17 protein-coding genes are annotated in these 21,810 nt (G+C 65.8%); 7 read left to right on the top strand and 10 right to left on the bottom strand.

Features of this window, described 5'->3' with window-relative positions:
- Positions 1-50 precede the first annotated feature (50 nt).
- From KB879_RS35175 to KB879_RS35165, 3 genes are all read left to right on the top strand, one after another.
- Positions 51-1,190: an acyl-CoA dehydrogenase family protein gene (locus KB879_RS35175; protein WP_211982376.1), complete on the top strand. Its 1,140-nt coding sequence runs from the start codon at positions 51-53 to the stop codon at positions 1,188-1,190.
- Positions 1,191-1,243: 53 nt separating this feature from the next.
- Positions 1,244-2,431: a lipid-transfer protein gene (locus KB879_RS35170; protein ID WP_211982374.1), complete on the top strand. Its 1,188-nt coding sequence runs from the start codon at positions 1,244-1,246 to the stop codon at positions 2,429-2,431.
- A 69-nt stretch (positions 2,432-2,500) separates the two neighbouring features.
- Positions 2,501-3,487: a tripartite tricarboxylate transporter substrate binding protein gene (locus tag KB879_RS35165; protein WP_211984245.1), complete on the top strand. Its 987-nt coding sequence runs from the start codon at positions 2,501-2,503 to the stop codon at positions 3,485-3,487.
- Positions 3,488-3,707: 220 nt separating this feature from the next.
- Here KB879_RS35165 and KB879_RS35160 read toward each other — a convergent pair whose 3' ends face one another.
- The 10 genes from KB879_RS35160 to KB879_RS35115 all read right to left on the bottom strand — a co-directional run bounded on the left by KB879_RS35160 (position 3,708) and on the right by KB879_RS35115 (position 17,489).
- Positions 3,708-5,405, bottom strand: a complete 1,698-nt coding sequence (locus tag KB879_RS35160) for an AMP-binding protein (RefSeq protein WP_211984243.1) — start codon at positions 5,403-5,405, stop codon at positions 3,708-3,710.
- A 24-nt stretch (positions 5,406-5,429) separates the two neighbouring features.
- The gene (locus KB879_RS35155; RefSeq protein ID WP_371827474.1) at positions 5,430-5,849 is read right to left on the bottom strand and encodes a MaoC family dehydratase; all 420 of its coding nucleotides are present in this window, start codon (positions 5,847-5,849) and stop codon (positions 5,430-5,432) included.
- A 13-nt stretch (positions 5,850-5,862) separates the two neighbouring features.
- Positions 5,863-6,306, bottom strand: a complete 444-nt coding sequence (locus tag KB879_RS35150) for a MaoC family dehydratase N-terminal domain-containing protein (RefSeq protein ID WP_211984242.1) — start codon at positions 6,304-6,306, stop codon at positions 5,863-5,865.
- 42 nt (positions 6,307-6,348) lie between these two features.
- Positions 6,349-7,281, bottom strand: a complete 933-nt coding sequence (locus KB879_RS35145) for an SDR family oxidoreductase (protein WP_211984240.1) — start codon at positions 7,279-7,281, stop codon at positions 6,349-6,351.
- 506 nt (positions 7,282-7,787) lie between these two features.
- Complete coding sequence (locus KB879_RS35140) at positions 7,788-8,939, bottom strand: porin (protein ID WP_211984238.1); 1,152 nt, start codon at positions 8,937-8,939, stop codon at positions 7,788-7,790.
- Between the two features lie 408 nt (positions 8,940-9,347).
- On the bottom strand, positions 9,348-10,208 hold the full coding sequence (locus KB879_RS35135; RefSeq protein ID WP_211984236.1) for an SDR family oxidoreductase: 861 nt from the start codon (positions 10,206-10,208) through the stop codon (positions 9,348-9,350).
- Between the two features lie 59 nt (positions 10,209-10,267).
- Positions 10,268-11,446: a thiolase family protein gene (locus KB879_RS35130; RefSeq protein ID WP_211984235.1), complete on the bottom strand. Its 1,179-nt coding sequence runs from the start codon at positions 11,444-11,446 to the stop codon at positions 10,268-10,270.
- A gap of 133 nt (positions 11,447-11,579) precedes the next feature.
- On the bottom strand, positions 11,580-12,341 hold the full coding sequence (locus KB879_RS35125) for an AMP-binding protein (protein WP_211984233.1): 762 nt from the start codon (positions 12,339-12,341) through the stop codon (positions 11,580-11,582).
- A 33-nt stretch (positions 12,342-12,374) separates the two neighbouring features.
- A complete protein-coding gene (locus KB879_RS35120; RefSeq protein ID WP_211984231.1) occupies positions 12,375-13,352 on the bottom strand; it encodes a tripartite tricarboxylate transporter substrate binding protein in 978 nt (325 codons plus the stop codon).
- 321 nt (positions 13,353-13,673) lie between these two features.
- On the bottom strand, positions 13,674-17,489 hold the full coding sequence (locus tag KB879_RS35115; protein WP_211984229.1) for an IS630 family transposase: 3,816 nt from the start codon (positions 17,487-17,489) through the stop codon (positions 13,674-13,676).
- Positions 17,490-17,724: 235 nt separating this feature from the next.
- Here KB879_RS35115 and KB879_RS35110 point away from each other — a divergent pair, with 235 nt between their 5' ends.
- The 4 genes from KB879_RS35110 to KB879_RS35095 all read left to right on the top strand — a co-directional run bounded on the left by KB879_RS35110 (position 17,725) and on the right by KB879_RS35095 (position 21,730).
- Positions 17,725-18,495 (top strand): enoyl-CoA hydratase/isomerase family protein, encoded by a 771-nt coding sequence (locus KB879_RS35110; protein ID WP_211984227.1) that lies wholly within the window; start codon positions 17,725-17,727, stop codon positions 18,493-18,495.
- Positions 18,496-18,579: 84 nt separating this feature from the next.
- Positions 18,580-19,722, top strand: coding sequence for an acyl-CoA dehydrogenase family protein (locus KB879_RS35105; RefSeq protein ID WP_211984225.1), 1,143 nt, complete (start codon positions 18,580-18,582; stop codon positions 19,720-19,722).
- 405 nt (positions 19,723-20,127) lie between these two features.
- Positions 20,128-20,928 carry a class II aldolase/adducin family protein gene (locus KB879_RS35100; protein ID WP_211984223.1) on the top strand — a complete coding sequence of 267 codons (801 nt, stop codon included), beginning with the start codon at positions 20,128-20,130 and terminating at the stop codon, positions 20,926-20,928.
- 220 nt (positions 20,929-21,148) lie between these two features.
- Complete coding sequence (locus KB879_RS35095) at positions 21,149-21,730, top strand: HD domain-containing protein (protein WP_211984221.1); 582 nt, start codon at positions 21,149-21,151, stop codon at positions 21,728-21,730.
- Positions 21,731-21,810: the final 80 nt, after the last annotated feature.

Below are 21,810 nucleotides of genomic sequence, written 5' to 3'. Positions count from 1 at the left end.
GCCCCGCGGGAGCAGCCGGCCCGGATCCGACTCATTGAAAGGAGCTGACAGTGGAAGTCAATCGCACGGTCTTCCGGGAAGACCACGAAATGCTGCGCCCCACCGCGAGGCGATTCTTCGAACGCGAGTGCGCGCCGCGCCAGGCCGAATGGGACAAGGCGGGCCGCACCGACCGCGAGACTTGGCTGAAGGCTGGCCGTGAAGGTCTGCTATGTGTGTCGGTGCCCGCCGAGTACGGCGGCGGGGGCGGTGATTTCGGCCATTCGGCGATCGTCATGGAAGAAATGCACCGTGCCGGCATCTCGGGCGCCGGCTTTTCGATCCATTCGGACATTATCGCTCCCTATATCGTGCGCCTGGGCACCGAGGCGCAGAAGCGGCGCTGGCTGCCCGGGATCTGCGCCGGCGACACCATCATGGCAGTGGCCATCACCGAGCCGGGCGGCGGCTCCGACGTCAAGGCGATCCGAACGACCGCCGAGCGCGATGGCGACGAGTACGTCATCAACGGCAGCAAGACCTTCATCAGCAATGGCCTGAATTGCGACATGATCATGCTGGTCTGCAAGACTGACCAAGCCGCCGGCGCGAAGGGCGTGAGCCTGATGATGGTGGAGGCCGACCGTCCTGGCTTCCGGCGCGGGCGCAAGCTGGAGAAAGTCGGCCAGCCCGGCGCGGATACCGCCGAGCTTTTCTTCGACAATGTGCGCGTGCCGGTGGGGAATCGTCTGGGGGAGGAGAACCAGGGCTTCGCCTACCTGATGCAGGAACTGCCTCAGGAGCGCTTGCTGATCGCATTGTATTCGGCAATTGCCATCGAACGGCTGCTCCGGATCACGGTTGACTACGTCAAGGACCGGCGCGCCTTCAACCAGACTGTGTGGGACTTCCAGAACACCAAGTTCAAGCTGGCCGACGTCAAGGCCCGGTCGGTCGCCGTGCGCACGATGGTCGACTACTACATCGCCGAGCACATGAAGCGAAAGCTGACCGTGCAGGAGGCCGCGATCGCCAAGCTCTTTGCCACCGAAACGATGTGGAAGTGCATCGACGACATGGTGCAACTGCACGGTGGGTACGGCTACATGCTTGAGTACCCGATTGCGCGCGCGTTCACCGACTACCGCCTGTCGCGCATCGCCGGCGGCGCCAGCGAGGTCATGCGCGACCTTATCTCGCGCAAGCTGTAAGCCATGCCTGCCTGGCTGTACGGCAGCCTCCAACCATCCTGAACAGGAACATCATGAGTGAAAAAGCCATTGTCGCCGGCGTCGGCATGATCCCCTTTCTCAAGCCGGGCGCGAGCAAGCCCTATTTCGAAATGGGCGCCGAGGCGGTGCGCCTTGCCCTGGCCGATGCCGGCATCGGCTACGAGCAGGTGCAGGAAGCGTACGCCGGGCACGTGTACGGCGATTCCACCTGCGGGCAGACCACGTTGTACGAAGTCGGCATGACCGGCATCCCGATCATCAATGTCAACAACAACTGCTCGACTGGCTCGACGGCGCTGTATCTCGCACGCAAGGCCATCGCGTCCGGCGAGGCTGACTGCGTGCTGGCGCTCGGCTTCGAGCAGATGCAACCCGGCCCGCTGAAGATGCACTGGGACGACCGGCCCCCGCCGCGGGTACGCTTTCTGCCCGTGCTGCGCTCCCTTACCGCCGACATGGGTGATCTGGGCCAGTCGCTGCGAACCTTCGGCGGGGCAGGGCGTGAACACATGGAGAAGTATGGCACCCGCATGGAGACGTTCGCCGCGGTGCGCGCAAAGGCCAGCCGCCATGCCGCCAACAATCCGCTCGCGATCTTCCGCAAAGTGTTGACTACGGAGGAGGTGATGGCCGATACCGTGATCGTGCCCGGCGTGATGACCCGCCTGATGGCATGCCCGCCTACCTGCGGCGCCGCAGCGGCGGTGATCGTGTCCGAAAGCTTCGCAAGAAAGCACGGATTGCGCGCCGACGTGCAGATCCTGGCCCAGGCGCTCACAACGGACCCACCCGAAGCCTTTGATCCGCCCTCGATGCTGAGTTGGGTCGGATCGCACATGACCAGCGCCGCGGCGGCCAGGGTCTACGAGAAGAGCGGTGTCGGCCCCGAGGACATCGACGTGTGCGAACTGCACGACTGCTTCGCCCAGAATGAGGTGATCTGCTATGAGTCGCTCGGTTTCTGTCCGGAAGGCGGTGCCGAGAAGTTTGTACAGGACGGTGACAACACCTACGGCGGCAGGATCGTGATCAATCCCTCCGGTGGCCTGTTGTCCAAGGGCCACCCGCTAGGTGCCACCGGCCTTGCCCAGTGCTTCGAGCTGACGCACCAGTTGCGCGGCACTGCCGACAAGCGGCAGGTCGAAGGTGCCAGGCTCGCGCTGGCGCACAACCTTGGCCTGGGCGGCGCCTGCGTGGTGACGCTCTATGGCAGGGCCTGACGCACGGCAGTTCGATGTCGGCGCCGGGCGCGAACGTGCGATCCGGCGCCATCACTACCGGAGAACCCCATGAAACGGCTCGTTTGCGTCGGTATGATCGGACTTTCCTTGTCCGCGCTGATGCCATGCATGATGGCGATGAAGAGCGCCCATGCCGAATCCTTCCCCTCGCGCCCGGTGCGCTTTATCGTGCCACTCGGGCCGGGCAGCGGTTCCGACACCATTACCCGGCTGGTGGCCAGGCTTGCGGCGCAGGAACTCGGCCAGCCCACCTATGTGGAGAACAAGCCGGGTGCCGATTCGCTGGTGGCCGTGCAGACCCTGCTGAGCGCACCGGCGGATGGCTACAACATCATGATGCTTTCCCCCAGCTCACTGGTGATCAACCCGCTGATCAGCGAGAACCTGCCGTACGATCCGCAGCGAGACCTGCGGCCGGTCGCCGGCATGATCCGTGTTATCGCCGTGCTCGTCACGGGCAGCGGGTCGCGCTTCAACAGCTTTGCTGATCTGATGACTGCGGCACGCCAGGCTCCCGGGTCGGTCAGTATGGCCAGTTACAGTGCGCACTACCGGCTGGGGGCGCTCCAGATGCAGCAGATGGCAAAGGTCGAGTTCAACCACGTGCCTTACAAGGGAGCGGCGCCGGTCCAGACCGACCTGATGGGCGGTGCTGTCGACGTCGCGCTCATGGACATTGGCGGCGCCCTGCCGCTGATTGCCACAGGCAAGCTCAAGGTGCTGGCCGTAACCGGCAAGGAGCGCCACCCCCGGTTGCCCGGCGTGCCGACCGTGAGCGAGGCGGGCCTGGCAAACTACGACCTGTACGGCTGGATCAGCCTTGGGGTTGCCGCCAGGACGCCGGAACCCGTGGTCCAGGCGATCGAGGCTGCCGTGCTCAAGGCCATGAAGCATCCTGAGTTCAGCGCTTACGTGACCCAGAATGCCGGCGCGGAAGTCTTTGCCGTCCCCGGCAAGGAGGTCAGCGCCCTGGTGGCTTCGGAGACTGCGCGCTACCGGCCGTTCGCCCGGCAGTTGCAGGCGGCGCAGCGATGAGGCTGCAGGCCGCTGGGAACAGCGAAGCAGTACCAGTTGCCGCAAGGGGTTGAAACTTGCGGAAAGGCTGCAAGGCCCGTTCGCTGGTGTTCCTGCGTTGTTTTCTTCGGGTTGCCGGTTGCCGGACCAGACGCTCTGATCTCTGATCTAAACCAAACGGCGGAAACGACAAGGCCCACATTCCAAAGAATGTGGGCCTTGTCTGCCTTCTGGCGTGGCCTCAGGCGTTCGCCAGCGCCGACTGGTCGCGCTCGTTCTGCTGCGCCTGGACTTCGCGCCACAGGACCTTGCCAGTCGCCGTCTTGGGCAGGGCCTCGACGAACTCGACCAGCCGCGGTGCCTTGTAGCCCGCCATGCGTGCGCGCGCCCACTCGGCCAGCTCATGCGCCGTGATGGCGCCGCGCGCGGACGGGCGCATGACGACAACGGCCTTGACGGTCTCGCCACGATGTGAATCGCGGGCGGATATCACGCAAACCTCCTGCACGGCCGGGTGGGCGTAGAGCGCCGCTTCGACTTCCGCCGGCCACACCTTCAGCCCGGAACAGTTGATCATGCGCTTGAGGCGGTCGGTCACATAGAAATAGCCGTCGTCGTCGTAATAGCCCAGGTCGCCGCTGCGCAGAAAACGTTTGCCGTCGATGTCGATAAAGGCGGCGGCGCTCGCCTCGGCATCGTTCAGGTAGCCTTCGAACAGGGTGGGGCCGTGCATTACGATCTCGCCTGGCTGGCGCGGACCCAGTTCCGCACCGCTGTCGGGGTCGATCACCCGGGCATCGCAATTGATCACGGGAATCCCGGCGCACTGGCGCCGGGCTGCCTGCGGCGGGTTGCTGAGCGAAAAGCCGCAGAACTCGGTCATGCCGTAGCTTTCCAGGTAGGTGAGCCCCAGGCGCCGCTGCATTTCGTGCGCCAGGGACTCAGGCATTGCCGCGGCTCCGCCATAGATCCGCTTGAGCGACGACAGGTCGTGCCGGCCGACGTCGGCACGCCCGAACACCTCCGCAAACATGGTGGGAACGGCGGGCCAGGACTGGATGCGCAGGCGCCCGATCAGTTCGACCGCTGCTTGCGCGTCCCAGCGCGCCAGCAGCACCACGGTGCGGCCGATGCGCACGGCCTGGTTCATTACCCGCATGCCGGCCAGGTGGCTGACCGGCAGTGCCAGCAGTTCGTGCTCGTCAGCGCGGTCATTCTGCCAGTGCTCACGGTGTGCCATGGAGTAGGCGAAGTTGCGGTGAGTGAGCATGGCGCCCTTGGGCCGGCCCGTGGTGCCCGAGGTGTAGCCGACCACGGCCAGGTCACTCCCGCCGGCATGCATGGGTCCGGGGGCGAGGCCGGCCGCCAGCGCCTGCATGAAGTCATGGAACCCGGCAAGTGGAGCCGGGCGGCGGGGCTCGCGTACGAAGGCGGGAATCTCCAGGTAAGGGACATCCTCAGGCAGCCCGGCAAACTCGGACGGCGCGCCGACTACGCAGGCCTCGAGCCTGCCGTCGTGCAGCAGCGCTTCCACCCGGTCGGCCATGTCTTGGGTGGCAATCATCACCCGTGCTCTCGAATCGCCGGCATAGTAAGCGATCTCGTCGGCGGTACTCATCGGATTGATGGCTACCACGACCGCATCACAGCGCATGACGGCGTAATAGGCCATGAAGAACTGCGGGCAGGTCTGCATCATCAGGAGCACCCGGTCGCCACGCCGCACGCCCAGCCGCTGCTGCAGATAGCCCGCCAGCGCCAGTGCGGCCTGGTGTAGTTCGCGAAAGCTGGTCTGCCGGCCGTAGAAGACGGTGGCTGCCTGGTCCGGCACGCGCTGCGCCGAACCTTCAAGATGGCTGAACAGATTGCAGTCCGCCACTTCCAGTGAGCGCGGGACGCCTGGGGGCCAATGAGTGAGATGTCGAGTCAGTTGGGGCATGGGCACGTGACCGGATGAAATGGATCAGATGAGTGCGATGTCGGCTTCGCCGACGATCTTTGCCTCGCCATTCTGGTTGGCGCATTGCATCTCGATGCGCAGGCGCGGTTCGCCGTTGACTTCGAAGCGCTCGCTGACGCGCCCGCTGCACAGGGGCGCGTCGTGCAGGTGCATGATGCCGGTAAAGCGCAGCCTCAGGCTGCGCACCCGTTCCTGGCCTGCCCAGCCAGTGATGAGGCGGCCAAGGTAGGCGGCGGAAAGCATGCCGTGCGCGAATACGTCATCGAAGCCGGCGTTGTGGGCGTAGTCGGAGTCGATGTGCAGCGGGTGGTGGTCGCCCGAAGCGCCGGCATATACCGCCAGCGTCTTGCGGGTGATGGCGGGCAACTGCAACTGAGGAATGCTGTCTCCGACCCGGAGGTCGTTCAGGATGTTCTTCATCATGGCGGAATGTCCTTCAGATCTGTCGCTGTACGAGCACGGAACGCGCATCGGCAACGTGCACGCCATCCTGGTTGGTGATGCGCGACTCCTTGACCAGGAACTCGAGCGCGCCGCCCTTCTTGTCGTAGATGTCGACGATCCTCGGCTCGTAGGTCAGGGTGTCTCCCACATGAACGGGTACGTGATAGTCGTATTGCTGCTCGGCATGCAGCACGCGGGAGGGCTCGATCCTGGCAAGCGCAAGCAGGTCGAAGGTCTTGAAGAGCCAGCCTTCCATGCACGAGAGGAAGGTGGGCGGGACCCGCAGCGAGCGGTGACCGGCCGCGTGCGCCGCCGCCACGTCGCTGTATACCGGATCGGTTTCGCCGATGGCGTTGGCGTACCAACGCACTGCCCATTCCTCAACGTTGATGCTGCGCTTGCCGAAGCTGTGGCCAATCAGGTTCTTGTCGAGCATGATCTGTCTCCGTGTGTCGTTCCTGTTTTTCGATGCGCGCCGTCAGATGGCGGACGGAATGACGCCATCCAGGTTGGCATTGGGCGCGGCGCGCCTGACAAGATCGGGCACGAGCGCGCCCAGCTCGGCTACCTCCCAGCGTCCCGCCTTCTCGATGTGAGGGCCGGCGCGCCAGCCCTCGGCCACCGTGATACGCCCGCCCCGGCTGCCGAATGCACGGCCGGTGACCTCGCCGGACTGCTCGCTGCCAAGCCACACGATGATCGGCGCGACATTGGCAGGATCGAAGGCGTCGAAACCCTCGACGGCACTGAACGAAGGGTTGAGCCGGCCGCTCTTGAGCAGTTGCTCGGTGTGGCGGGTTGCGCCGCTCGGATAGATGGTGTTGACGGTGACGCCATAGCGACCGAGTTCCATCGCAGCGACATTGGACATGCAGGCAATGCCGGCCTTCGCGGCGCCATAGCAGGTCTGGCCGATATTGCCGAACAACCCGGCCGATGATGAGGTGTTAATCACCCGCGCCGCACGCTGGCGACCGGCCTTCGATTCGTCGCGCCAGTAGGCGCAGGCGTGGCGCATGGGGGCGAAAGTGCCGCGCAAGTGCACGCGGATCACGGCGTCCCAGTCCTCGACCTCCATGTTGACCAGCATGCGGTCGCGCAGGATGGCCGCATTGTTGACCAGGACATCTAGACCCCCGAATTCGGTGATCGCGGTCTGGATCATTCGCTTTGCGCCTTGCCAGTCCGCCACGTCATCGTTGTTGGCGACCGCCTGCCCGCCAAGCGCGCGGATTTCTTCGACGACTTCCTGGGCCGGGCCTGCAGCGGCGCTGGTGCCATCGGGCGAAGCGCCCAGGTCATTGACAACCACCTTGGCGCCATGGCGCGCGAATTCCAACGCGTATTCGCGGCCCAGGCCGCGGCCTGCTCCGGTAATGACGACCACCCGGTCCTTGCAGAGTTGTTGCATCTGGCTTCCTTTCGTGGATTCGGTTTTGATGAGAGGCATGCGGTCGCGTCATGGAAGGTGCGGTCGTGCTGCGGCCGCGATGTCTTCCACAACGCTGATGCATGTGTTCATTATTTCCTGCGGGGAGTCGGATGCCACTAGCCGGATCGGGCAGTGGGCGACAGAGATAGGATGGGAATGCTGACGGCAGTCGACCCGTCGTCGGGCATGGAGCCCTGATTGCGCTGACCCGTTGCGACGTGTTCAGGTCGCGAGGCGATGGAGAGATGGGCAATTGGCCCGTGACGGTATGCGGCATGGAGGAGGCCGGCGCCGGCCTGGGCGCACGGGCCCGCCCCTCCCGTTGCCGGTCCGCTCGTGCTCAGAACCTGTTTGAAAATGCGTGTCGCTCCCGCGTATGCGGGAGCCCGGCGTCTTTATGCGCGCATCTGACAACTCAAAAAACACCGGGTCCCCGCCTGCGCAGGGACGAAAAACCAGGCACCCGGAACTGCTCAGACCGGTTCTCAGAATCTGTGTCGCACGCCCGTGATGACGCCCACCATGTTCTTTTGTCCCGTCATGGTCGGGTAATTGAACGCGTAAGCGGTGGCCGCGCTGTCAAAGCTCAGGCTGCCATTGTGCGCAAGGCCCACTGAAAAATACACGTCGGTGCGCTTGCTCAGGTTGTAGTCCGCCAAGAAGGTGTATTGCTGCATGTTCGGCGGGTTGGTCGAAGGCGCCGTGGGGGTGGCGGCTGTCCGCTTGACATCGGCGTAGTAGTAGGCCAGCGAGAGGGCCAGAGCGGGCGTCACCTGGTAGTTGACACCTGCCCACCAGTAGTCGTCGCGCAGGAAGGTGTTGCCGTTGGCGAAGTCGGCCTTGTTCCAGCGGTAGCCTGCCGAGAACTTCAGCGGCCCGGTGGCGTAGCTGCCGCCGACCGAGAGCTTGCGGACCTTGCCGGTCTGGCCCGTGACAACAGCCGGGTTCCACTGGTCATAGCCGATGCCCAGGCCGAAGGTGTCGTCCAGGTACATCAGCGAAGCGCCGTAGGCCGTGTTGTCCTTGCGGTGTGCAGGATCTTCGCCGGCGCCGCCGTTGGCAAGCAGGTTGCCCGTCGACAATGCCGGAACGCCGGTCCCGAACGAATAGTGCGCCACGGCCTGAAGGCTGCCGAACTGGCCGGTGTACTTCACCATATTGCTTTGGCGGTAGTTCAGCCCCATCCACCAGATGCCAGGTTCATAGGTCGCTGCAAAGCGCAGCGGCGCGAAGTTGACCAGGCCATCGAGCAGGCTGGTGGTCTGCCGCCCGAGCGTAACTTGTCCCAGGCTGTTCTTCAGGCCGACCATGGCCACCCGGCTGAAGAGACCGCTCGAGGGCGAGGCGCCGGTGTCCGGCATAAAGGCCCCTTCAAGCACAAACAGCGCCTGCGCGCCGCCGCCAAGGTCTTCGGTGCCGCGCAGGCCCCAGCGCGACGCGGAGAGCCCCCCTACACTAGGCATGCCGACCCGGCTGCCGCCGGTATTGCGTGTGGCCACCGACGTTGCCACACGGTTTACATACTCGATCGGGGCATCGATCACACCGTACAGCGTTACCCCGTTAGCCGCCTGCGCGGCTTCATGCCAAGCGGAAAAAGTCCCCAGCACTGCCAGTGTGCACAGTCTCAGTTTCATATCCTGTCATCTCCTCCGTTTTTTGTATTCGCTGTCCGGGCCACGCTTGCTCGCGCGGCGTCGGGGCTGATTTATATTTCACACACAGTGCGTGTGCTAGCACGGTAACTACGTTCAGGGGGCGCAACGCTACCCGTTTCGGGGTGCCATTTGCCGATGGACATCTGAAACACCGTCACGTGCCGCACGCCTAACACCCGCGGTGCCACGTTAGCGTCACGCGCATGGCGCGGAGTACGGTAGTGTGGCCCCGGTCCTGCCTCATTGCCGAGGCTTATTCCAGTTCATGCGCAACTTGGGGGGCTTGGGGGAGCGGCGCCACCACCCCATGCATGAGCCGCCGATGTGCAAGGGCCGTGGCTGAAAAACCACGGTTCTGGCCGGTGTCGTGCGGGATCGCCGGGCACGCTAGCCACGCAGCATGACGGGAAGCGAAGGCAGGTGAAAGCCGTCAAAGGCCACGCTCTTGTCGTGCGGCGCGAATGTCCACGACCTGGCCGTTGCCGCGGCACCGTCGATGCGCAGGCAAGCCCCGCTGACGAATGCCGCGGCGGGTGAAAGCAGGTAGACAATGGCCGAGGAGACTTCGGCGACATTGCCATAGCGCTGTAGCGGGATGCCGGCAAGCCTGGCGCGGATGGCCGCGGCGCCAGCATCGCTGTAGTTGTCGAAGCCGCTCGAAGCGACCAGGCCCGGCGCTACCGCGTTGACGCGCACACCTGAGGCGGCCCATTCGCAGGCAGCAGTCTCGGTCAGGCTCAGCATCGCGCAGCGGGCCGCGCCGGAATGGGCATAACCGGGCAGGCTGCCGCTGATTGCCGCCACCATGTTGACAATGGCGCCGCCATGCTGGGCCATCCACCGGTTGTAGACCTCGCGCATGAAGATGAAGCCGCCGGTGAGGTTGGTGCGGACCACGGCTTCGAAACCGCTCGTGGTGAAGTCCCGCATCTGGCCGTGGTACTGCCCGCCTGCATTGTTCACCAGGCCGTCGATGCGACCCTGCGCGGCCAGCACGTCGCCAATGGCGCGGATGACCGCTGGCTCGTCGCGGATGTCGCACACATGCGTGGACGCCTCGCCACCGTCGGCGAGCACCTCGCTTTGCACGGCCTCGAGCCGGTCCGGCTTGCGCCCGACCAGCGCGACATGCGCGCCAAGCGAGGCCAGTTCATGGGCGGTGCAGCGGCCAATGCCGCTGCCGCCGCCGGTGACAATCACGGTCTTGCCGGCGAACAGGCCGGGGCGGTAGATCGACTGGTACGGCATGAGTGATGGCTGCCGGCTGCGCGGCGCCCGGGATCCCGGTGCCGCGCAGCCAGTTCCGCTCAGACGTACAGGATGGTGGCCACGGCCGTTGCGCCGTCCACACCCACCTGGCCGCCGCCATTCTCGGCCAGCGCCAGCTTCGCGCCCTGGCGCTGGCGCGGGCCCGACTCGCCGCGCAGCTGCTGGGTCAGCTCGACCAACTGCGCCACGCCGGTGGCGCCGATCGGGTGGCCCTTGCTGAGCAGGCCGCCGCTGGGATTGACCGAGACGCGGCCGTTCAGCCCGGAGGCACCGCTGCGCAGCAGTTCGACGCTTTCGCCCGGGCGGCACAGCCCCAGGCTTTCGTAGTACATCAGCTCCGAGGGCGCGGATGCGTCATGCACCTCGGCAACGTGGATGTCGAGCGGATCTATGCCGGTTTGCTCGTAGACCCCGTAGGTGGCACGCTGGGGGCAGGGCTCAAGGCTGCCGTCCGGCGAGCCTGACACGATCACCGACCCCCCGACCCAGATCGGGCGTGCGGTTTCATGCCGCTTCAGGAACTCCGGCGAGCACAGCACCACGGCGGCGGCGCCGTCGCCGATCGACGAGCACATCTGCAGCGTGAGCGGGTCACTGATCATGCGGCTGGCCAGCACCTCCTCAACCGTGGTCTCGCTGCGGAACTGTGCCACCGGGTTGAGCGAGGCAGCATGGCGGCTCTTGACCACGATCTGGGCCAGGTCTTCACGCGTGGCACCGGTCGCCTCCATGAACTTGCGGGTCTTGGCGGCATAGATGTCCATGAAGATGGAGCCGCTGCCCGAGCCGACGTGGGCGGGCTGTTCCTCTTCCAGGTCAACGGCCTTGGCCAGCGCGCCCAGTGAGACCCGTTTGTCTTCATGGGTCATGCGCTCGGCGCCCACGACCAGCGCGACCTGGGCCTGGCCGCTGCGCACAGCGTTCCAGGCCAGGAAGAAGGCCGAGCTGCCCGAGGCGCAGGCGTTCTCCACGTTGAAGATGGGCTGGCCCGACAGGCCCAGGAAGCGCAGCGCCGCCTGGCCGCGGACCATCTCCTGGCCGGTGATGAGGCCGGAGACAGCATTGGAGAAATAGACCTGGTCAATGTCCTTCGGCTGGATGCCTGCATTGTCGAGCGCGGTCCGCGCAGCGTGCTCGGCCAGCATGCGGACGGTCTTGTCCGGGAACTTGCCGAAGGCGGTCATGCCGGCGCCGATGATTGCGCATGTCTTGTTCATCTGGGTTCCTTCTCAATGGTTGGTGTGATGGGGTGGGTCCGGCCGGCGGAGGTCCGCCGGCAGCGTGCGAGGCCGGGCGCTCAGGCCGGGAAGACGGCGTTTCCTGCCAGCAGGCTCATGGTTGACGCGCTCTTCAAAAATGGGTTGAAAATGCTGGCTCCGGGGCGGCGCGCACGATCAGGCAGCCGCCATGGCTGACGGCGCGCTGCAGGGCAAGCAGGTCGTCGAGGCCGGCGTTGCACGGGCTGCGGCATTCACTGGCGGCCATGGCCGCCAGTGCCCGATGGCTCAGCATCGCGGTGGGGGCGCTGGCCGGCGAGCCGGCTCCGGATGCGCAGTCGACAACCGCCAGCCCGTCGCCGCCCGGTCCCATGCGCAGGGGAGCAATGCCCGCGGCCAGCGCGCCGGAGAGGGTGTGGGTATGGCGTTGCACCGGCGCATCGGAACCGTTCCCGGCCGCGGCGACAACCGTGCCGCGCAGGCTGCCCGCCGCCAGCAGCGGAGCCAGCGCGTCGTGCATTGCCTGCGCAGTGATGATGACTTGTGCATGACTGGCCTGCAGATGGCCGGCGGTCTCCGTAGCGGGGGTGCCCGGACGGATCGCTACCACTGCCGCATCGCACCGCAGGACCGCGTAGCAGGCGATTGCCAGTTCGCGGCCTGCACCCATCAGCAACGCCACGCGGTCGCCGGCGCGTACCTCCAGGTGGTGCTGCAGATAGCCGGCCAGGTACTGCGCGGCATCGTGCAGTTCGCGGTAGCTCATCGGCATGCCGTCATGGTTGACCAGCACGCTGGCATGAGGCCGGGCCCGGGCCACGGCTGCAAGCTGGCCGAACAGGTGGGCTGGCGGCTCGGGGCAGGCATTCTCGCCGGTCTGGACAGGTGCTGGCATCGCGCAGAGGCAGTGCATGTCAGGCGCGGGCCTTCACTCCGGCTGGATGCCGGCGATGGTGATCAGGCGCTTCCACATCTTCTGGTCTTCGACAATCCCTCTGGCCAGCTCCGGGCCGGCTGCAGGGAAGGCGAGCGTGCCGCGTTCGGCATAGTGCGCCTGGGCCTGCGGCGAGCCGGCGAACTCGATGCACAGGCGCGAAAGCTTGTCGACGATGGCCGCGGGCGTTCCCGCCGGTGCGAACAAGCCGGTCCAGCTGGCAACCAGCACGCCAGGAACCCCGGCTTCGGCAAGCGTGGGAACATCGGGCATCAAGGCCACGCGGCTCGGGCTGAACACCGCCAGTGCGCGCAGCTTCTTGCCCTGGATCTGCGGCACCGCGGAGGCCGTGTCGGCCAGCCCGTAATCCAGCACACCTCCCATCAGGTCGGTCAGCATCCCGGCCATGCCCTTGTAAGGCACGCTGACGGCCTGGATGTGGGCCGCCTCATTAAAGGCGGCAAGTGTCGCCTGCGAGGGCGCGCTGGCGCTGCCGTAGTTGAGCTTGCCAGGTTTTGCGCGCGCGGCGGCGACAAGGTCTGAGACACTGCGATAGGGCGAGCCTGCCGGCACCACCAGCGCCACCGGCAGCATGGACAAGCGCGCAATGGGCACGAAATCCTTGCGCGGGTCGTAGGGCAGCCGCTTGAACAGGAAAGGGTTGGCCGCCATCGTGCCGGAGGTGGCAAGCAGCAGCGTGTAGCCATCGGGCGCGGCTTTCGCGACGAACTCGCTGGCGACCATCATGTTGCCGCCCGGGCGGTTGTCCACCAGGAAGCTCTGGCCGAGCTTGTCAGACAGGTGCTTCGCCAGCAGCCGCGTGTAGGCGTCGGCGCCGGTGCCGGCGCTGGACACCGAGATAATCTTCACGGGCCGTTCCGGATAGGCCTGCGCGAATGCCGGAGCGGCCAGCACAAGCCAGGCGCCGAACACGGCCAGGCACCATTTCTTCAGTGAATTGAACAGGGTCATTGCTTGTGAGGATGCCTTGGCCGCCAGGCGGCGGCCAGTTGACTGTCGGCGCCGGCCGGAGCACCGGGCGGCGGGCTACACGCTGCGGCAGCAGCCTGTTGAAGCATGATTGCGCGCCGACGATGCGCGAGGCACTCCCCGGTGTGGGTGGGGTCCCGCCGCGCGCCGGAACCGGGGAGGGCAGGGTGTATCGGATGAAATGGCAGCCGCCGGCCGGCCGGATCGGACCGCGGCGACGGCGAAGAGCGCCCGAGAGAGACGAGAGAGGCGAGAGAGGCGCTGACGCAGGTCCGGCTGCGTGGACCGGCTCAGTCCGCGAGATCAGTCAGCGAGATCGCGCAGCCGGGCTGCGGCGCCGCCACGGCCGCTCACGCCAAGCTTGGCGTAGATGTTCTTCAGGTGCCACTTGACCGTTTCCGCCGACAGCCCAAGCACCATGGCGATCTTCTTGTTCGGCATGGCCTGCGCTACCAGGTTCAGGATCTCGCGTTCGCGCTCGCTAAGCACGGGTGCGGCGCCGTGGGCGCTGGCCGGGCCCGGCCGCGTGCCTTGCTCCGCCCGGGCCGCCTCGGCCAGCAGGCGATTCAGGTAGAACGCAAGCACCGGATTGAGCCCGTCGGCGTGCAAGAGCGCGCCGAGCTGCTGCGGCAGGTCGCAGGCGTCCAGCAGGGTTCGCACCAGCCCCAGGCTGTGTCCGAGGCTCAGCCCCTCGCGCAGGTGGTCCTGGGCCAAGGGCAGACGGCCAAGCTGCAGCTGCGCGATGGCCAGCTGCAGCCTGAGTGCTGCGGCGCGCGCCGGCTGGCGCAGGGTGCGCGGATCCTCGAGCAGCGCTTCCAGCCGGGCGGCGGCGCCCCCGAAATCCCGCAGGTAGAGGCTCATCCCGGCACGGATGCGCTCCATCGCAGCCTGAATCTGCCGGCTGTGCTGCGAGCGCGTATCCGCATGGCGGGCAGCCACTGCCTCGAGCCGCCGCATCACGTCACCGGCTGCCTCCATCTCGCCCAGTTGCTGATGGCGCCGCAGCCGCAACGCCAGCGCTCCCAGCAGCACGCGGTCCATCCCGAACCGGCTGGCATAGGCTTCGAGCCGGTCAATGTAGACCACGGATTGCTCGCCGCGCCCCTCCAGCCAGTGTGAGTCGGACAGCACCGTCATCGCATGAAGGACGGTGTCCGGCAGCGATACGCGCTCGAGCAGGTTGATGCGCGGTTCCAGCAGATGAATGGCGCCTGCCGTGTCGTTCAGCTCATACAGCATGTCGGCCAGCAGGCCGGCGGCCATGCACGACAAGCCGGTGTAGGCCGCCCCGCTTGCATCCGCCCTTGCCAGCACCTCGCGCACGGCCTTCTCGGCTTGTTCCAGGCGGCCCTCCAGCGCAAGGCTCATGGCACTGATGCACTGGCCCAGCAGCCTGCTGCGCGGCGCGGCAGCGCGCGCGCCGGTGTGATCGACGATGGCACGGGCCTGGTCGTACTCGCCGCGGTACACGAAGGCCCAGCCGAGAATATTGCTGCGGCAGGTCCAGCTGAAGTCGTCCGCATCGGGCGGAATCTCGCGCAGTTCCGGCGCCATCGACAGGACTGTGTCGGTGTCGTCCTGCTGCAGGGCCAGGCCTGCCCGGATCAGGGCACCGGTATAGCGCTGGTGGCGGTCCAGTTGCCCGTGCTGCGCCTGGATGTGCTGCACGCTCTCGCGTGCCTCGTCGAAGCGGCTTGTATACATCTGCAGATATGCCGAAGCCACCAGCAGGCCGAAGCGTCGCTGCAATTGCCCGGGCGGCAGCTGCCGCAACAGCCGCGCAAGCTGGCTCAGGTCTCCGTTGACCAGCATGCCGTAGGCACGCTCCTGCACCATGCCGGCGGCGGTCTCGACGTCACCGGCCAGCACGGCATGCCTGACGGCGTCGTCCACATACCCATGTGCCTTGAACCAGGCGCAGGCGGCGGCGTGCAGGGCCTGCCGGTCTGCGTCGGGCCGTAGGTCCAGTCGTGCCATCAGGACTTCGCGCAGCAAGGGATGCAGCCGGTACCAGGTTTCGCGTTCATTTCCGCCAATCTGCGTGATGAAGAGGTTGTCTTCCTCCAGGCGCTCCAATCGCCCCGCGGTATGCTCGGCATCCTGCGCACGTCCGGCCATGGCTGCGCACAGCGGCGCGCAAAAGCGGTTGCAGATCGCGGTGCGGATCAGCATCTCCAGGTCTTCCGGGGCCAGCCGGCCTAGGACTTCCTGGTCGAAATAGCTGGCGAAGGCATGGGCGTCGCGCACTTGCACGTTGCGGTAACCCTGGCCGCGACGGTTGCGCAAGTCCACCGCAAAAAGCTGCAGTCCCGCTACCCAGCCGTCAGTGAGCCGGTGCAGCTCGACCGCATCGCGCCGGTCGATGTCCCCGAGCTGATCGCACAGGAAGCGCTCTGATTCCTCGGCACTGAAGCGCAGGTCCCGCGTATCGATCTCGGTCAGCCGGCCCTGGGCGCGCAGCCGTTCGAACGAAAGGGGCAGCGCGTTGCGGGAACAGAGCGCCAGGTGGACATTGGGTGGCGCATAGGCAAGCAGCCACTGCAGGGCCTGGAAGATGCGCGCGTCGTCGATATGATGCAGGTCATCCAGCATGACCACCAGCTCGCGCGGATGGTCCGCCAGGCCCTGGACCAGGCTGATGACCCAATGCTCGATCGCGGCTTCGTCATTGCCGCGGCCGATCAGCAGGGCCGCTTCGCGGACGACTGCCGGGTTTGCTTCGGCGATGCTCGCCAGCAGGCATTCGAAGAACCGGACCGGATCATTGTCTTCCGCAGACAGCGAAAGCCATGTCACGTCATAGTCGAGCGACATCAGCGAGCGCCGCCACGCTAGCAAGGTGCTGGTCTTGCCGCTGCCGGCCTGTCCCTGAATCACCACGCAGCGCTGGCGTCGGGCTTCCTGCAGGCGCGCCATCAGACCGGCGCGCGGCACCAGCGCATGGGTCACGCGTGGCGGCATCAGCTTGGTGCTGGCGACCGATTCCACGGCTGCGCGGGACAGCGCCGGCTCAGCGCTGGCCGGTGCGTCATCAGCGGACTCGCGCTGGCCGTTCTCCGCCGCTGCCGCGGGGGCGTCAGCGTGCACCTCCTGCGCCACGACAGCTGGGCCTTCCCCCTCGAGCGGGTACGCTGGCACCGGGCTGCCCGCAAGCCACGTAAAAGACTTGCCGGCCGGCAACTTCAGGTAAAGATCGATTGCCGCGAGCAACTCGTGGGCGCCGCCCATGGCGCGGAGCAACTGCGCGGTCGTCATCTCGCGGAAGAAGCGCTGCACCATCCGCAGCCACGATGCATGCGTGGCCGTGAAATGGACGCGGACGCGTGGATGCACGCTGATCCACTTTCTGACCGCATCCTGTTGGTTGGTACTGTAGTTGTCCGCAATGATATGCAGCGTGTGGCCTGCAGGTGCAGTGCCTTCCAGTTGCCGCAGGAACGCGAGCCAGTCGGTTGCCGCGGCGTCGTGCTGCTGCAGGCTACCCAGATGTCCATCCAGCACCTTCAGCGTGCCAAGCAAATTGGTGATGCCCAGGCGCCTCGGTGCGGGCGCCACCTCCTCTGCCGGGGCAGGGGCGTGCGCCGCAAACTGCGCTGGATCCTCCGAGCTGAACGCCATGGCATGCTCGGCGGGTGCCATATAGAGCCCGGCGAGATCCAGGTCCAGTCCGCCGGGGAAGAACCCGCCCGGTGTCTGCTGACTGCGTTGCGTCCTCGGTTCCTGCCCCAGCGCACGCCAGTGGCGGGAGATGGTGGCGGCGCTGACGCCCAGTTCCTGCGCCAGCTTGCGCGTGCTCCACGGGTCTGGGGAATCGAGCCGGTGGCTGGAGGTCAGGGCCGCCAGCCGGGCCAGGTTGATCTTCACCGGGGGGGCGCCGCGAGGCAATTCGTTGGTAATGCCCGCCAGCCGCCACTGCGCAAAGCGCTCGCGCCAGCGCGATACCTGGGCGCGGCCCATGTCCAGTTGCTCGGCGATGTCCTTGTTGCGCATGCCTTGCGCGGCCAGCAGAACCATGCGCGCACGCTGCGCCAGGCGCGGACTGTCGTAACCGGCCTCGGCCAGCCTGGACAACTCGGCGCGCTCCGCGTCCGTCAACACGATCTCGTGTGCCACTCGCATTGGGTGCGCTCTCCTCAACTTGATGTCCTGCCCGCCGGCGTTGATGGGCCGGAGTAGAACATAAAGTCCATTTTGTGTGCAACTCACAAGAACCATAAGCCGTCTTCGGGAACGGGGTGTCACGCCGGCAGAGGGGCCTTGCCACCCCCGGCGAGTAGTGCGGGGTGCCGTGCCTGCCCGTAGATTGACACCATCGATATCAGGACGGACGCCCGTCCATTCTCTGGAGAGACAAATGAGTGTTTCGCAAGCCCTGATGGGGTCGGCTGGCTGGCTGACGCTGAATCGCCCCGACAAGCTGAACAGCATGACGCGGGACATGGTGGAGAGCATGACCGCCGCCCTGAAGTCGTGGCGTGACGACCCCGCCGTGCGCGTCGTGGTCGTCACCGGCACCGGCCGCGCCTTCTGCGCCGGGGCGGACCTGAAGCAGGGCAACGCGGTGCTGCAGCCCGGCGAGAAGGATTCGCTGGACATCATCGTCGAGTTTTTCGACACGCTGCGCAACTTTCCCAAGCCGGTGATCGCGGCCGTCAACGGCCTGGCGCTGGCCGGCGGCATGGAAGTCGTGCTCTCGTGCGACATCGTGCTGGCCGCGGAGAGTGCCCGGCTTGGTGACGCGCACTCGAACTACGGCGTGTTCCCGGGCGGCGGCGGCGCGGCCCTGCTGCCGCGCAAGGTGCCCGACAACGTGGCGCGCTATCTGCTCTTCACGGGCGACTCGCTCAGCGCCGCAGAAATGAAGATCCACGGTCTGGTCAACGAGGTCCTGCCAGACGCCGAACTGTCTGCTCGCGCCCGGGCCCTGGCCGACAAGCTGGCCAACAAGAGCCCGCTGGTGCTGGCCCGCATGAAGCGCGTGGCTGCCAATGCCAATGACAAGACCACGGCCGACGCCATTCGTCACGAACTGCTGGAACTGCGCGACCACAAGCGTTCCTACGACATCCAGGAGGGCCTGCGCGCCTTCGCGGAAAGGCGCCAGCCGGAATTCCGCGGCTATTGATTCACCACCACGAAATCACCGGGGCCGCCCCCGCCTGAGAGGCGCGGGGCCACTTTCTACGTATCCACCGAACAGGTAACCAAGATGCCATACCAACTGCCCACTGACGACATCATCCTTGCGACCGACAGCTTCCGGAAGTTCCTCCACGCCGAAGTCAAGCCGGTGGTCAAGGAATACCGCGACCGCCATATTCCCAAGGAGAAGATGCGCGAGCTGACCATGAAGATCGCCCAGTTCGGCCTGCCGGGCTGCACCGTGCCGGTCGAGCATGGCGGCATGGGCTGGACCTATACTGCACAGGGCATGCTGTTCGAGGAGCTGATGGCGGTCTCGTGCGATATCGCGCTGTGCGTGATGATCAACAACGGCATCTCTCGCCGCCTGCTGTCGGCCAGCCCGGAGATTCGCGACCGCTACCTGCCAGGCATCCTTGCCGGGGAACTGTTTGGCTGCGCCGGCATCAGCGAGCCGGACGTCGGCTCCAATGTCGCGGAACTCAAGACCCGGGCCGTGCGTGACGGCGATCATTTCATCATCAACGGCGAGAAGACCTGGATCACCAACGGCCATTACTCGGACTTCATCATCTGCACCGTGAAGGGCGAGAAGGGCCTGTCGCACATCCTGATCGACCGCAAGGAGCATGGCTACGAGACGCGCAACATCGAAAAGATGGCGCTCAACTCGCAGTCCACTGCGCAGGTCTTCTTCACCGACACGCGCGTGCCTGACAAGAACCTGATCGACGGCGAGGGCGAAGGCCTGAAGAACACCATGCGCATGTTCGAGCACGCACGCGGCCACGTCGGCATGCTGTCGGTCGGCCTGATGCGTGCCGCGCTGGAAGATTCGATCGCCTATGCCAAGGAGCGCAAGCAGTTTGGCAAGGTGATTGCCGGCCACCAGCTGGTGGCGGCCAAGCTCGCCAATATGGCGATGCTGCTCGACGCTTCGCGCCTGATGTGCCAGCGCGTGTTCGGCATGATCGACGCGGGGGTGCGCTGCGACCTGGAGGCTTCGATGGCCAAGGCGTTCGCCAGCGAGGCCGCGGTGCGGGTGTGCCGCGATGCGGTGCAGCTGCATGGCGGCAACGGGATTACCAAGGAGTTCAACGTAGAGAAATACCTGCGCGAAGCGATCATCATCCCGATTCCGGACGGTACGACGGAGATTCAGCGGCTGTTCATCTCGCGTCGGCTGACGGGCATCTCTGCGTTTGTCTGACGCTTCATGCCTGTAAAGGGCTGGTGCCGTGCGCCAGCCCTTCTTTGTTTGTTGACCGTGCTCCTGGCACGGAGATGCGTGCATCCACGCACCCGTGAGGCAGGCTATCCGATGGCAGTCCAATGCAGAAGGCCGGCTTCGACTGCGAAACGCCGGATGCATGCGGGATACGCGCATCGCAGGGCAAGTCCGGAGTAGTCGGGCCCTCTGTCCGGAAATGATTGTATTTGTCCAGATATGCCATGGCGCGCCGCGTACCACCGAACTACCATTTTGCGGTGCACACGGCGTCGCGGCTCGCAAAGGGCTGCATGCCGAACGCGCCCGCGCGTACTGCGGGGGCATATCACATGACGCAGTGAGACCGCTCGATCAGGCGGCACGACAGACCCGACAGGAGACAGCATGGAAGCAACTTCGCTCGCCACCGCGCAACCCAATCCGGCCCGCGCGCCGTCGGCAGCTGGCCATCGGGGCGATGTCCCCGCGATCGAATGGCAGGTTCGTGTGGATCTTGCGGCCTGCTACCGGCTGGTAGAGTTGTTTGGCTGGAGCGACCTCATTGCCACCCATATCTCCGCGAGGCTGCCCGGCCGCAACGAGTTCCTGATCAATCCATTCGGCATGGCCTTCGACGAAATCACGGCGTCGAGCCTGATCAAGATCGATCTCGACGGCGATGTCATCGGCGCGTCGCCGTACGGCGTCAACAAGGCCGGCTTCACGATCCACAGCGCCGTGCATCAGGTGCGCCATGACGCGGGCTGCGTCATGCATCTGCATAGCGCCGACGGCATGGCGGTTTCCGCTCTGGAAGAGGGCTTGTTGCCGCTGAATCAGACCGCGATGCTGCTCACCGGCGATATCGCCATCCATGAGTATGAGGGGCCTGCCCTTCATCTGGAAGAGCGCGCAAGGCTGCAACGCGACCTCGGCGAGTGCCACGTGATGTTGCTGCGCAATCATGGCACCCTGGCGCTGGGCGCTACCGTTGCCGAGGCCTTCGTGCGGATGCACATGCTGGAGCGCGCTTGCTCGGCGCAGGTTCGCACGCTAGGCATGGGCCGGCCCCTGCACGCTGCCACCGAGCCTGCGCGCATGACCACCGAGGCCATGGGCGTTGGCGCCATGGCGCGTTACGGAGAACGCGCGTGGCCGGCGCTGCTGCGCAAACTCGACCGTGAGCTGCCCGGCTACGCGGAGTGACGCGGCGCAATGGCTTGCCCGGGGGCTGACGGCGCGGCACTCGGCATTTTCCGCCGCGAGGGCCAGGTCCGGTACATCTCAGTCGGCATTCCGACGCTTTCGGCCTGAGCGTCAGGCCGGGACGCACACATAGCAGCGGCAGGCCAACTGCCTTCGCCGTCCACCATCGCACCAGCACACCATCACACCATCGCACCATCACCACGAGAGAGGAGTCCCCATGAGCCAGCGAGTGACCTTTCGACGCATGCAGGACAGCACGCGTGAGGACTTTGAGATCATTCGGCCAGAGGCCGCGCGCTTCGCTTCGGGCCTGCCCGATCGCGTACTGGCGCACCTCAGGTTGCTGCAGGGCGATTTCAGCGGCTTCCCGATCGATCGCTACAGCCACTGCCTGCAGACCGCAACGCTCGCGCTGAAGGATGGACGCGACGAAGAATACGTGGTCTGCGCCCTGCTGCACGATGTCGGTGACACGCTGGGCTCGTACAACCATCCGGAGGTGGCGGCCGCCATCCTGAAGCCCTTCGTATCCGAAGCCAATCACTGGATGGTCGAGCATCATGGCATATTCCAGGGGCACAACTTCTTCCATCATGTGGGCATGGACCGCAATATGCGCGATCAGTTCAAGACGCATCCGCACTATGACCGTACCGTCGAGTTCATCGACCGGTATGACAGCCCGGCCTTCGACGCTGACGGGGAGATCTATCCGCTGAGCACCTTCGAGCCCATGGTGCGGCGGTTGTTTGCCATGCCGAAGCGTTCGACGTACGCGAAGGTCACGGAGTCTGCCTGAGCCGGCGTCGTCGGGCCATTGCTGGCCGGGAGGCCCCGCCCGGGAGAGAGGGCGGGGGCGGGGCATCCCGGCCCCGCATT

The organism is Cupriavidus sp. KK10, assembly GCF_018223725.1.
Classification (GTDB): Bacteria; Pseudomonadota; Gammaproteobacteria; order Burkholderiales; family Burkholderiaceae; genus Cupriavidus; species Cupriavidus necator.
This window is presented reverse-complemented; position numbering and strand designations above follow the sequence as displayed.

Excerpts from the sequence above, each read along its gene's own strand:
- KB879_RS35155 (WP_371827474.1), bottom strand. The coding sequence starts at position 5,849 with ATGATGAAGAACATCCTGAACGACCTCCGGGTCGGAGACAGCATTCCT.
- KB879_RS35125 (WP_211984233.1), bottom strand. The coding sequence starts at position 12,341 with ATGCCAGCACCTGTCCAGACCGGCGAGAATGCCTGCCCCGAGCCGCCA.
- KB879_RS35145 (WP_211984240.1), bottom strand. The coding sequence starts at position 7,281 with ATGCAACAACTCTGCAAGGACCGGGTGGTCGTCATTACCGGAGCAGGC.
- KB879_RS35150 (WP_211984242.1), bottom strand. The coding sequence starts at position 6,306 with ATGCTCGACAAGAACCTGATTGGCCACAGCTTCGGCAAGCGCAGCATC.
- KB879_RS35170 (WP_211982374.1), top strand. The coding sequence starts at position 1,244 with ATGAGTGAAAAAGCCATTGTCGCCGGCGTCGGCATGATCCCCTTTCTC.
- KB879_RS35160 (WP_211984243.1), bottom strand. The coding sequence starts at position 5,405 with ATGCCCCAACTGACTCGACATCTCACTCATTGGCCCCCAGGCGTCCCG.
- KB879_RS35140 (WP_211984238.1), bottom strand. The coding sequence starts at position 8,939 with ATGAAACTGAGACTGTGCACACTGGCAGTGCTGGGGACTTTTTCCGCT.
- KB879_RS35100 (WP_211984223.1), top strand. The coding sequence starts at position 20,128 with ATGGAAGCAACTTCGCTCGCCACCGCGCAACCCAATCCGGCCCGCGCG.
- KB879_RS35135 (WP_211984236.1), bottom strand. The coding sequence starts at position 10,208 with ATGCCGTACCAGTCGATCTACCGCCCCGGCCTGTTCGCCGGCAAGACC.
- KB879_RS35120 (WP_211984231.1), bottom strand. The coding sequence starts at position 13,352 with ATGACCCTGTTCAATTCACTGAAGAAATGGTGCCTGGCCGTGTTCGGC.
- KB879_RS35095 (WP_211984221.1), top strand. The coding sequence starts at position 21,149 with ATGAGCCAGCGAGTGACCTTTCGACGCATGCAGGACAGCACGCGTGAG.
- KB879_RS35130 (WP_211984235.1), bottom strand. The coding sequence starts at position 11,446 with ATGAACAAGACATGCGCAATCATCGGCGCCGGCATGACCGCCTTCGGC.
- KB879_RS35165 (WP_211984245.1), top strand. The coding sequence starts at position 2,501 with ATGAAACGGCTCGTTTGCGTCGGTATGATCGGACTTTCCTTGTCCGCG.
- KB879_RS35115 (WP_211984229.1), bottom strand. The coding sequence starts at position 17,489 with ATGCGAGTGGCACACGAGATCGTGTTGACGGACGCGGAGCGCGCCGAG.
- KB879_RS35110 (WP_211984227.1), top strand. The coding sequence starts at position 17,725 with ATGAGTGTTTCGCAAGCCCTGATGGGGTCGGCTGGCTGGCTGACGCTG.
- KB879_RS35105 (WP_211984225.1), top strand. The coding sequence starts at position 18,580 with ATGCCATACCAACTGCCCACTGACGACATCATCCTTGCGACCGACAGC.